Source organism: Albibacterium profundi (genome assembly GCF_042159835.1).
Taxonomy (GTDB): domain Bacteria; phylum Bacteroidota; class Bacteroidia; order Sphingobacteriales; family Sphingobacteriaceae; genus Albibacterium; species Albibacterium profundi.
In genome coordinates this window covers 613922-626563 of the sequence record NZ_JBBVGT010000003.1, presented here as the reverse complement: position 1 = coordinate 626563, position 12642 = coordinate 613922, and the positions used below count along the sequence as shown (strand labels likewise).

10 protein-coding genes and 1 tRNA gene are annotated in these 12642 nt (G+C 42.0%); 2 read left to right on the top strand and 9 right to left on the bottom strand.

Annotated features, from left to right (window positions below):
* From WKR92_RS14130 to WKR92_RS14105, 6 genes are all read right to left on the bottom strand, one after another.
* Positions 1–2829: a S9 family peptidase gene (locus WKR92_RS14130; RefSeq protein ID WP_375558488.1), complete on the bottom strand. Its 2829-nt coding sequence runs from the start codon at positions 2827–2829 to the stop codon at positions 1–3.
* Positions 2830–2864: 35 nt separating this feature from the next.
* On the bottom strand, positions 2865–4766 hold the full coding sequence (locus WKR92_RS14125; protein ID WP_375558487.1) for an AMP-dependent synthetase/ligase: 1902 nt from the start codon (positions 4764–4766) through the stop codon (positions 2865–2867).
* 77 nt (positions 4767–4843) lie between these two features.
* Entirely contained in the window at positions 4844–5170 is a 327-nt protein-coding gene (locus WKR92_RS14120) for a HesB/IscA family protein (RefSeq protein WP_375558486.1), read from the bottom strand.
* Between the two features lie 77 nt (positions 5171–5247).
* Positions 5248–6636, bottom strand: coding sequence for a cysteine desulfurase family protein (locus WKR92_RS14115; RefSeq protein ID WP_375558485.1), 1389 nt, complete (start codon positions 6634–6636; stop codon positions 5248–5250).
* Positions 6637–6661: 25 nt separating this feature from the next.
* Positions 6662–7108: a hypothetical protein gene (locus tag WKR92_RS14110; protein WP_375558484.1), complete on the bottom strand. Its 447-nt coding sequence runs from the start codon at positions 7106–7108 to the stop codon at positions 6662–6664.
* Positions 7109–7162: 54 nt separating this feature from the next.
* Entirely contained in the window at positions 7163–7579 is a 417-nt protein-coding gene (locus WKR92_RS14105; RefSeq protein ID WP_375558483.1) for an HYC_CC_PP family protein, read from the bottom strand.
* 252 nt (positions 7580–7831) lie between these two features.
* Here WKR92_RS14105 and WKR92_RS14100 point away from each other — a divergent pair, with 252 nt between their 5' ends.
* Complete coding sequence (locus WKR92_RS14100) at positions 7832–8539, top strand: class I SAM-dependent methyltransferase (protein ID WP_375558482.1); 708 nt, start codon at positions 7832–7834, stop codon at positions 8537–8539.
* A 6-nt stretch (positions 8540–8545) separates the two neighbouring features.
* Here WKR92_RS14100 and WKR92_RS14095 read toward each other — a convergent pair whose 3' ends face one another.
* Both WKR92_RS14095 and WKR92_RS14090 read right to left on the bottom strand, forming a co-directional pair.
* Positions 8546–8788 carry a Fic family protein gene (locus WKR92_RS14095; RefSeq protein ID WP_375558481.1) on the bottom strand — a complete coding sequence of 81 codons (243 nt, stop codon included), beginning with the start codon at positions 8786–8788 and terminating at the stop codon, positions 8546–8548.
* Between the two features lie 166 nt (positions 8789–8954).
* Positions 8955–9028 (bottom strand) — tRNA-Arg (locus WKR92_RS14090).
* Positions 9029–9154: 126 nt separating this feature from the next.
* Between WKR92_RS14090 and ligD the strand changes: the two genes are divergently transcribed.
* Positions 9155–11854: a DNA ligase D gene (ligD, locus tag WKR92_RS14085; RefSeq protein WP_375558480.1), complete on the top strand. Its 2700-nt coding sequence runs from the start codon at positions 9155–9157 to the stop codon at positions 11852–11854.
* Here ligD and ku read toward each other — a convergent pair.
* Positions 11851–12621, bottom strand: coding sequence for a non-homologous end joining protein Ku (gene ku / locus WKR92_RS14080; protein WP_375558479.1), 771 nt, complete (start codon positions 12619–12621; stop codon positions 11851–11853). The genes ligD and ku overlap by 4 nt on opposite strands.
* Positions 12622–12642 lie beyond the last annotated feature (21 nt).

The window sequence follows — 12642 nt, the reverse complement described above, 5'->3', positions numbered from 1 at the left end:
TTAATCGACCAAATCAAATCCCCAATCAATTCCTTTCAATGTGGCCGGAACACCTTTTTCTAACCATACAGGTGCAGGCTTACCTTTCAGATAATGATCGAAGAACTGCTGCTCACGGATTTGGATATCTTTCCTGTTCTGTCTTTTCATCAGATTATGCTCATCGTCATTATAGTTCAGCATCCAAACGGGCTTCTGTAATCTCCTCAGTGCTGTGAACATTTCGATACCCTGATACCATGGGACAGCACCATCGCTGTCGTTGTGCATAATAACTACGGGAGTATTTACTTTATCCAGATGGAATAGGGGAGAGTTCTCGATATAAAGATCCAGATCCTCCCAAAGAGTGGCACCGATCCGACTTTGCGTGTGTTCATATTGAAACTGTCTGTTCAGGCCGCTTCCCCAGCGGATTCCACCATAAGCAGAAGTCATGTTGACAACCGGCGCTCCAGTCCACGCCGCAGCATACATATCGGTCCGGGTTATTAAGTGAGCAACCTGGTAGCCACCCCAACTTTGTCCCTGAATACCAATGTGTTCTCCGTCGACAAACGGATATTGCTTAAGGGCTTCTACACCGGAGTTAATATAGATTTCCGCAGATTTTCCTGGATAGCCAATATCATAGGAAATATTCGGCGCAAATACCAGGTAGCCATTGCTAACAAAAAAGCTAATATTTAATCTAGAAGGCGTCGGAACCGGTGGTATATAACCATATAAGCCATCACTAAGCTTTTCGTAGAAATAGACGATCATTGGGTACTCCTTATTTTCATCAAAATCTTCTGGCTTATAGAGAATACCTTCTGCTTCTTTGCCATTAGACGCTGTCCATTTAAACAATTCCGCCGTACCCCAATTGTACGCAGACTGCTGCTGGTTAATGTCGGATACCTGCACTTCTGACGTAAAATCGCTACTCAAATAAAGATTAGGAGATTCCACGTAGTTTTCCTTCGTATAAGCAAATAGCGATAAATCTTTACCAGCTGTTTCCCGACCGTAGCTGAAAGGCCCCATAGTTAGTTGTTCAGGATTCCTTTCTTTTGCCGAAGCGAGATACCAACCGCTTTCTTTGCTCGTATTATCAAATGCGCTGATATAGTTAAACTCGTTCCAGTCGATTATAATCGGTTCACGTCTCGATCGTTGAAAGCGGTCGCGTGTTAAATCATCGTAACGAAACGTAATTTGATGATCGCGTCCAAAACCATTGGTCACCATTTTTGGTTTTTTCCCGTTCAATGGTACGGACCAGATATCGTAGCGATCATATAAGTACACCAAGTCACCCGCTTCATTCCAACCGGCCATACCATACTGTCTTGGTCGGTCCGGTGAATCATTCTCCTCATCAAAGAAAACTACATCCAAATCCTCGGTTAAGGCCCTTAACTGTTTTTCGGCAACGGAATAACTGTACCAATGACCTTTGTCACGATCGAACCAAAGAACATAATCACCATTCGGCGAAAGCTCAACATTCGCACGAATGCTATCCGCAATCTGGAAACGTTCACCCGTCTTCGTCGATATCAGGTAAACATCATCATAGGTTGTCCCCAACCATTGAGAGGCTATTCGAGTACCGATATCCGAAGTTCCTAAAGCAAATTCATTGTTTCCATGATGTGTAATTGAAACTGAAGGAAGCTCCTCATTGCCAAGTGAAACAATTTTTTTAGTCTCAGGGTATATAACACTGAGGTAACTGCGACTAGAATCACGTTGACGATTCAACAGCTGACGAGGTTGCAGATAATCATCCTTCCAATGCCAGATATCTACTTTGGCTACCTCAAAATCGACTATATTCGTATCCACCAGCTTAGCGATAGGAGCCACACCAAAATATAACTTCTGTCCGTCTTCGCTAAAAATAGGTAAGCGACTACCATTCACACTCCAGTTATCCTGTATACCAGTGCTAGCTTCATCAACCAGCATCACCGCTGAATCACTATCCAGATTAAAGTAGTAAAGATTATGAAGCTCGTTAATCGACTTTTTCACAAAGGGTTGAAACGTAAATGCTATCTGCTCTGAGGCTTCATCAAATACAATATGATTATAATCGCCTTTACCACCCTTAATCCTCTGTAACTTATCCTCCTTTACATTGTATACATACAGGCCATCCTCATTTTTCAGGCTATCTTTTTTGGGTAATTCTTTATGGAAGACAAACAAGGAGCCATCTTTATTTAACTCGTACGAATCGACAAAGTCGAACGACCGCTCCGTATTCTCATCCAAGTTTCTGATGACCAACTTCGTTCGTGTATCCGTTTTCTTCTTTGATTTAGAAGCTTTGTTCTCGGTAGTATCTTTCGATAGGGTATCTGGTTCCACTTTTACTGTATCTTCCAACAAGTAACTTACAATGGAGGCGAAACCCTCTTCCGGAACTTCAAATGATTTCACCTTCGCAATCTTTTCAAGTCGGTTGTCGCTTATTGAAAAAATAGCCAAAGAGTCTTTAGGCATATCATCTCCCTTCTTTTTGTCAATCTTCGCTTGGCGTACATCTTGAAAGAAAGGTTTTATTAAGGCTATTAGATAACGACTGTTCGAGGTAAATTCAGCACCACTGCCACGAGCAACGCTGGTAATATCCTTTGCATCCCTATTAACCAGTTTGAGTTCCGCATCACCTTGTTGCGGGGTAATGGTATAAAACACGTATTGACCGTTATTGCTGATTTCCGTAGAGCCAATCGACTGCCACGAATCATATACAGAATGGTCTAAAGGCTTTTTTTGAGCAAAGCCTGAAGCAAAAAAAGTTAATAAAATAAGGCTCAGTACTAGTTTTCTCATGTCGTTATTTTAATCGTATTACTATGGACAGTTTGTTAGTGTGTAAGATAAAGTTTCGCTATTTCTTCAGCATATTTTTTCTCTACCACCCGTCGCTTTGCTTTAAGCGTAGGTGTCAGTTCACCAGATTCAATTGAAAAAGGATTTCGTTTAAGAGCAAAACTCCGAATACGTTCAAACTTGGCTAATTCGTTTGATAGTCGCTTAATATCTTCATCAATCCAATCAATTATTTCCTGATCTCTAATAAAATCGTCATCTTTATTGAAGAAGGCTTCATTCACACCAAACACCTCCCGCAGACCTTCTGCCGATGGAATAATGATTGCCGTGATATATTCTTTCTTGTCGCCAACTAAGAAAAGCGCGTCGATTTTTCTACTTTTTAAGTACACATTTTCAACCGGCGTCGGGTAAATATTTTTTCCAAAAGCATTAACCAACATGTTTTTCAGTCGATCCGTTATCTGTAGGTTACCCTTATAAAAGCGCCCAATATCACCCGTATGAAACCAGCCATTGGCATCAATCACATTAGCCGTCTCTTCCGGCTTTTTCCAATATCCTTTCATCACACAGTGGCCACTAACAATAATCTCACCTTCCGGACATTCAAAATCAGGATGAAAAGACTCATAACTCTGTTCCGTATAAATCTCCAAGGTATCGATATTCTGAATTCCGATTTTTATTCCCGGTACCACTCGTCCAACCGTCCCATACACCTGACGATGGTATTCGGTAACCGCTACCACAGGAGAAGTTTCTGTTAAGCCAAAGCCCTCTAACACTTTGATTCCTAAGTCGCCAAAAAACTCGCCAATATTTCTCGGGAGCGCACCACCACCGGATATAAGAAACTTCAACCGCCCACCCGTCTTTGCTTTGATCTTACTGAAGACCAACTTTTCGGCCAACTTGTATTTCAATGATAGAACCGGATTCGGAGTTTTTCCAGCTTCCTTTTTCAATCGGTATTTCCGACCGTTTTCCAGCGCCCAATTGAAGATTTTGGCTTTCGTTCCACCACCTTCGGTGCCACCCTTCATGGCCTTATCATGTATACGCTCCAGCAATCGCGGCACGCAATTCAGTATCGTTGGTTTCACCTCTTCCATATTCTTCGCCAGGAGCTCTAAACTTTGGGCAAAAGCAATTTGACAACCTACAGCCATAGCAACATGATAGGTTGCTGTTCGTTCAAAAACATGCGACAGCGGAAGGAAAGACAGAAAGCGATCGGTTTCATCAATCACCGGAATCTGATCTAGGCAAACACGTACATTATTAACCAGATTGCTATGCGTTAGCATCACGCCCTTCGGTGTACCCGTTGTCCCAGAGGTATAGATGAGCGTTGAGATATCGCTGGATAAGATAGCCTCCGTGCAAGCCAGAATATTGCGTTTATAATCGGGATACAACCCATTTCCCTGATCGAGCAGCTGATCGAAAGACATCACACCTGCACGTAAATTAGTTTTTTTTAACAGATCGTCATAATTAGGAAAGTTAGCGATAATACGCGTCAAGTTTTCACAATTATTCGATACGCTGATAAGTTTCTTAAACAGAAAAGGTGTGCCTACTAAGATAACCTTGGCGCCACTATCATTGAGAATATATTCAATTTCATGTGCTGGAAGGGTAGGGTAAACGGAGACATTAATGGCCCCAATCTGTTGCAGACCTTGATCAAAATACAGATAGTCGGGACTGTTATCGAGTAGAAAAGCTACGCGATCACCTTTCTGAATACCGATAGCCAACAAATAAGCCGATACGGCGTTGATTTTATCGTAAGCTTCCTTGTAAGAAATGGATTGCCAATCATCATCGACTTTATCCAAAAGGAAAGTATGGTCAAGAGGGTGGATCGTATCTACAACATTGCGAAGTAAATCCGGCACCGTCATGTCCGCCGTAACTGGGTTCATATTTTTTTATGTTGGTTAATCATTACAAACATAAAAAAAATATGTTTACGGCAAATTAATGTAAATATGATATTCGCTTAAACTGCAAAGCTTTCTCCACACGCGCAAGAACGTGAAGCATTGGGATTATTAAAGACGAAGCCTTTTCCGGTCAGACCATCGGAATAATCCAATTCAGTTCCTGAAAGATATAGGAATGATTTGATGTTCAGAACCAACTTGATGCCCTTATCTTCAAAGATTTGGTCGTTTTCTTGCTCTTGGTTATCAAAACTTAAGTTGTATGTAAGACCCGAGCAGCCTCCACTTTCTACCGCAACGCGAACGAAATATGACGGATCGTAGCCCTCAGCCTTCAAGATATCTAGTACTCTGCTTTTCGCTTTTTCTGTAACTGTTATCATATCGTTAAAACTTCAATACAAATATCGTCATTATCTCCGAGAGATGAAAATGTACATTGTCAGCTGAATATAGTCTTTTAGGTGATGACTCCTTTTTTGAAAAGCTCCCAAACCGGCGACTCCCCACGCAGCTTGGTGACTTTTTGATTCAGCATATCAATCAGCAGGTCAATTTCTGCTTCTGTATTAAATCGTCCTAAACTAAAACGCAAACTGCTATGAGCATCCTCCTTATCAAGACCCATGGCCATTAATACATGCGAGGGGTCTAAGGAACCAGTTGCGCAGGCCGAGCCAGAAGACATAGCAACATTCTTTAAGTTGGCCATCAATTGCTCCGCCTTAATAAAACGGATAACGATGTTTGATACATTAGGTAGACGTTTGGCGTCGCCGCTATTAACGAAGGTCTCGTCTATATTCAACAGGGCACTCTCTAGGTATGAACGTAGCTTAGCGATACGCTTTCCGTCTTTTTTCAACAGCTCCTTGCAGCGTTCACAGGCTGCACCTAAACCCACAATCCCCGGCACATTATAGGTGCCACCACGCATACCTTTTTCCTGTCCGCCTCCATGAACTAAGGGCTCCAACTGTATTTTACGACTCTTTTTTCGAACGTACAGCGCACCAACACCCTTAGGTCCGTAGATTTTATGTCCGCTAAGGGCCATCATGTCAACTCCAATCTCCTTTACCGAAACCGGGATCTTTCCTATAGCTTGCGTGGCATCGCAAAAGAATAGTATGTTTTTATCCCTGGCGATCTCTGCAATTTCCTTTACCGGGTGAATAACACCCGTCTCGTTATTCGCAAACATAAGTGAAATCAGAACCGTCTCGTCAGTGATGGCTTCCTCCAATTCGTTCAGATCGATATTACCATCTTTGTCAACCGACAGGTAGGTAACTTTCGCTCCCTTTTTTTCGAGCGCACGTAACACGTCAAGAACCGATTTATGTTCGGATACACAGCTGATAATATGATTGCCAATACTTTGATAGCGTTCAAAAACACCTTTAATCGCCATGTTTATGGATTCTGTGGCTCCCGATGTAAAAACGATCTCTTCTTCCTTTGCTTCCAGTAGATCAGCAACCCGCTCTCGCGCTCTTACAACCGCAGCCGACGCTTTTTTCCCAAACACATGGTTGGTACTTGATGCATTTCCATAATGTGTAGTAAAGTACGGAAGCATCTCTTCCAGCACTTGCGGATCAACTGCTGTGGTGGCATTATTGTCTAGGTATATCTGAATAGCCATAACCAAAGATATCGGTTTTTTAATAATATAGACGAACGAACTTTTCCCTACGGCGACTTTTGCTACACTCTCGTTTTGCTGTCTTTCGTAGTTCACAGTCTGTTCTCTCGGGGTTGAGTCGATAAATCGCGTAAACTCTCGACTCAACCCCGACGCAACAGGCTCTTGTGTCCGTCGGTCAGTAGAACAAGGTATAACCAAGTTCGTACATGTAACAAGTGAAAAATTAGCTTTCGATCAGCTTCTTATAATTTTCTTCATTTTCGAAGTAAACTACCTCACCGTTCTGGCCAATCAACACAATATAAGCATCCGCTTTGTCGACTTTCTTCTTACTGAACGGGTCGATTGCATAACGTACGCTCTCATCTTTCGGAATACGTTCCTTACACATATCGCAGCAGCCATAGTATGTTTTACCCTCGAAAGGTACTTCAAATTGCAAGCGCCCCATGTATGCATTGTTAACCATGCACACATAATCGTTTGGAACTTGATCGCCCAAAGCAGGCATATCAGCACCTGTGGCGGCCATCGGTTGCGGCATCGTTGTAGCCGCGCTTTGTTCCGTTTGAGCAGCTGTGGTGGTTTCTTGGTTATCAGTTGAATTACAAGCAGTGAACAACACAGCTGCTAAAGCAACCATGCTGAATAATTTTATATGAACTTTCATGTTTTATTGATTTTTTTATGTGAATTTATGGATAATAGCGGTGTTGGCCTGCTATCAAATCCGATACACACAGTGGAGAATATAGAGCGGGTTATGCCCGACCGGGAGTTTAGCCCTAAGATAGGGAAGGCCTTCTTTATCATTGATAAAGGTAGAATCAAAGATAGCTCCTAATATTGTCGGAGTCCCCTCATCCGAAGGCTTGATGGAAAAACTGTAGTTGCTTTCCTTTTTAAGGCTTTCGTCTATTTTGACAATTTTTGATGCTTCTTCACAACAGCCATCTTGTTTCTCGTCACTGCCCATATCGACCGAAGAACAGAACGGGCAAGGTTCATTGACTTCCCACGGCTCCGTCATCTCGGTCACGGGCTTTGTCAACATTTCCTTGCAGATATGAACGGTCTGGGTAAAACCAGTGGTTAATACCAGGTATAAAGACGAAAGGAAAATTACAAATAGCTTTTTCATAAAAACCTTGACGGCACAAAGATAATAATTTCTCCTACTTCTTTCTGAGGTAGCTGTCGAGTGGTCCCGCGGTGAACCCGATGGAACAGCCGTTTGACTACGTGCACCAGCCGGCCACCGCCCGTCCACCGCGGGGACACCCTATACAAGGGTAGTGCAAAGTCGATGTCTCTGTCACGGTATGATAGCATTACATGTAAGTGTTATTCTTAGATTTAAATAATAAATTTTAATTTACGAAAAAACGAAGGCATGAAATCCACCACCAAAGAGATTGAGGAACGATTTGATAATGATGTTGAACGGTTTTCCAATCTGGAAACCGGTCAGCAGTCGACCGTCGACGCGTCGATCAACATGGAATTAATCACAGAGGGGATTGCTCGTCGACATCCAGACCTTCAATCGGTACTTGATATCGGGTGTGGTGCGGGCAATTATTCGGTGAAGTTAGCGCAGAAACGGCCGAATGCAGACTATACATTGGTTGATTTAAGTCAGCCGATGTTAGATAGAGCATTACTAAGGGTAGGGGCAGAAGCGAAAGGAAGGGTAGAAGTGTACAAGGGTGATTTTAGATTGATCGATTTAGGCGGCAGGAAATTTGATGTGATTATCGCGACAGCCGTCTTACATCACCTGCGTGATGACGACGATTGGGAAAGGGCATTCCGTAGACTATACGAATTATTGAACGAAGGCGGCAGCATATGGATATTCGACCTAGTACAACAATCTGATCCGAACTTACAAGCGTATGTTTATCAAGATCTGTACGGCGAATACCTAATGGGTTTAAAGGATGAAAACTATCGTGATCATGTTTTTGCTTATATCGAAAAAGAGGACTCGCCACGAAGTCTGATGTATCAATTGAGTTTACTGGAGAAAGTTGGATTTACGAAGGTTGACGTTTTGCATAAAAATCTATGCTTCGCATCCTTTGTTGCTGTTCGTTAAGGAATACTAATCAAATGCTATTTCAAAATATCGAAGAATAGCTTTGTAATTATCCTGAACGGTCAGACATGTGTCTAATAGATATTCTCTTACATGAGGCCACTCCTGTAAACCTCTGTAATAAAATAATTTAAGGTCGTCATCAATTACAAAGGGCACGATATTGTTTGCGAGGCATTCTTTGAATAGTATCAACCTGCCAACGCGACCGTTACCATCCTGGAAGGGATGGATGATCTCAAACTTCATTTCTTTCTGCTCCTTAAGGTGATGGAGTAAAATATTATGGCTGATTTAGTCCAAAGCAAGTACCAAACAGACTAAAGTCAACATTAATAAAATGTTCGTGAGGAATGCTCTCTAGGTTGTTTAAAAGACATTTGGAATACGGTTATATATTCCAAATGTCCGGTTGTACCCCCAACAGGATTCGAACCTGTGACCGACGGTTTAGAAAACCGTTGCTCTATCCAGCTGAGCTATGGAGGCCTCTCATCGAGCGATGCAAAATTAACAAAATCTTTAATATTCAAGCAATAATTTCGAACAAAGTGCTTGGAAACATTTGTTAAATCATGTTGTTAGTTCTACTGTAACAGCATTCGATTGATTAACATGGGCTTATCTGAATATAATAAAAAGCGTGAATTTTCGAAGACACCTGAGCCAAAGGGAGGAAAGTCGGCAGGGAGGGAGCTGAGATTTGTGATCCAAAAGCATGATGCGACCAATTTGCATTACGATTTCCGTTTAGAAATGGGCGGGGTACTGAAAAGTTGGGCGGTACCTAAAGGGCCTTCTACCAACCCTGCGACAAAGCGCCTAGCCATGATGGTGGAGGACCATCCTTACGATTACCGGAATTTCGAGGGAACAATCCCCAAGGGGGAGTATGGAGGCGGGACTGTTATGCTTTGGGATGAAGGAACTTATGAGCTTGCGGAGAGTGAGCGACTAGATGTAAACAAGGATCTGGATATAAAGACACTGGAAAAGGAGCTTCTGAAACAGTTAAAGGAAGGCTCCTTAAAGGTTACTCTACACGGGCAAAAACTGAAGGGTGAATATGCCTTGGTAAAAACCAAGGGGATGGGTGAAAACTCGTGGCTTTTGATTAAACACAAGGATAAATTCGCTTCCGAGAAAGATATTTTGACAAAGGACAAATCGGTCGTCTCCAAAAGATCTCTGGAGCAGATAGCGAAAGCGGAGGGTCAGGATGAAACGGCCGAAAATAAATCCACGAAGGCTTCGGCTAAAAAAAAAGCAAACCCCACTACAAAGAATAAAGAAAGCTCAGGAACTGTTAGCAAGACACTTAAAGGTGCCCCCGAGCAACGATTTTATACCAAAGTTAAGCCCATGCTTGCTACCTTGGTTGATGAGCCTGTGGATAGCGACGAGTGGCTTTATGAAATCAAATGGGACGGATACCGCGCGGTTAGCTTTATAAAGGGTGATCGGGTTGAAATCAAGTCGCGCAACGACAAGTCGTTTACGGATAAATATCCGCCAATAGTCGATGCACTGAAAAATCAGAATATCGATGCTGTGGTCGACGGCGAGATTGTGGTAATCGATGAAAAGGGCATGGCTAAATTTGGTTCACTACAAAACTGGAAAGATGAAGAAGATGGAGAGTTGCTGTATTACATATTCGATATATTATGGTACAATGGGCATGATTTGAAAGCTTTGGAGCTCACAGATCGGAAGAAAATACTAAAGGAGGTGATTGTTGAAGATGATATCATCAAGATCAGCAAAGATTTTTTAGTAGATGGTACTGAGTTTTTAGCAGCCGCTGAAAAAATGGGCCTGGAAGGCATCATGGCAAAACGAAAGGATAGTACGTACGAAACCGGCCGCAGATCACCCAATTGGTTAAAAATCAAAGTTAATAAACGGCAGGAGGTGATTATCTGTGGCTATACAAAAAATGAAGACACCTCAAAGCCATTCAGTGCGCTACTTGCGGGGGTGCATGAAAATGGGAAACTGGTCTATAAAGGCAAAATTGGTACTGGATTTTCCATTCAAACGCAGAAAGATATGTTGAAAGAATTTGGCCCGCTAGAAGTAAAAACCGCGCCTTTTAACGACATACCTGATGTAAATAAACCTACACGTTATCGAGGACCGGTGAAGGCGGCAATCACGTGGCTAAAACCGAAATTAATCTGCGAGGTTAGTTTTACAGAATTTACAGACGAAGGACTAATGAGACACCCTTCTTTTAAAGGGATGCGAGAGGATAAAAATGCTAAAGACGTAGTTATGGAAAAGGAAAAGAAAGTTGAGGAAGTCGTGGAAGATGCAACGGATAACAAAGGTTCTGAAACTACAAAAAAGACAGGGACAAAAACCGCTAATAAAAAAGGGGCAAAAAAAGGGGCAAAAGAAATAAAATCCGAATTGAAGGTAAATGGGCAGCTTTTGACGTTCACGAATCTGGATAAAGTGTACTGGCCAAAGGAAAAAATCACGAAGGGTCAGTTAATTACATACTACGAGCAAGTTTCCCCCTTTATACTGCCGTATTTGAAAAACCGTCCGCAATCACTGAATCGCTTTCCGAATGGAATTAACGGTGAAAGTTTCTATCAAAAAGATGTAACCGACAAGGTGCCTGATTGGATTGATAAGTACCAGTATCATACCGACGATAGTGACGAGGATAAGCATTTTATGGTAGGGAATAACAAAGCGACCTTGCTGTATATGGCGAATTTGGGATGTATTGAGATCAATCCATGGAGCAGTACGACCAAGAAGCCGGATTATCCCACTTGGTGTATACTCGACCTGGATCCTGATAAGGGTAATTCTTTTGATGAAGTGATTGAAGCAGCGCAAGTGATTAAGCAGATCTTAGACGACATGAAGGTTCCAGGCTATTGTAAAACAAGTGGATCAACAGGCTTACATATATATATTCCATTGGGTGCAAAATATACATACGAGCAGTCAAAAGAGTTTGCTCGTATTATTGTAACCTTAGCAACTAGAGAGCTACCGAAAACAACGAGCATTGAAAGAGCATTGAAAGACCGGAAGGGTAAGATCTATCTGGATTTTCTACAAAACAGATCGCAAGCTACGATTGCTGCCCCTTATTCGGCGCGACCAAAACCGGGTGCAACTGTATCTATGCCTTTAGAATGGGATGAAGTAAAAGAAGGCTTAAAAATGCAGGATTTCACCATCTTCAATGCGCTGGACCGAATCCAGAACAAAGGGGATATCTTTAAGCCTGTATTAGAAAAGGGTATTGATATTAAGAAAGTGATAACCGACTATAAAAGTATGACTTAGGCCCCCTTTTTTGAATTAAGACTTTCCATGAGTTGATCGTAAAGATCGTCGCTTTTTGCCTTCTTGGGTTTGAGTTTTTTAACAGCAGCTTGTTTGCCTTTCGCCTTTGCTTTGATTATGCGCAGAAGCTCTTTGCTGTACTCGTCCTTAAAACCAGTAATATCGAAATCAGAACTATATTGTTTAATCAAGGCGAGCCCCATATCGAGTTCCTTCTTGCTAACTTTGACATCATCTACTTTTTTAAGTTCATCCCGCTCGCGTATTTCTTCTTGAAATCGAATTTTAGATACGACAATGACATCATCCAGCGGATGTATTACACATAGGTTTTCAGTATTACGCAGAACAAAACGACCGATACCCGCCTTTTTTGATTTAAGGAGTGCTTGAAGTAAAAGGGCATAGGCCTTTACTCCTTGTTTTTCCGGAGCCGAATAATAGGATGTTTCGTAATAGATTGGATTGATTTCATGAATATCCACAAAATTTTCAAGCTCAATAACTTTATTTTTTTCAGGTGCTGCCTCTTCAAAATCGTGATCGTCGAGAATGATATAACGATCCTTTAGAAAATAACCCTTAACGATATGATCATAAGGTACTTCCTTACGCGTATCTTCATTTATCCGTTGGTATTTGATATTGGCATGATCACGCTCGTCCAGCATGTCGAGATCTAGATTACTGTTCTGTACGCCGGAATAGAGTTTGACAGGGATGTTGACAAGACCAAAACCGATTGACCCGTTCCAAATAGCTCTCATAGTGTTTGTTTTTTACTTATG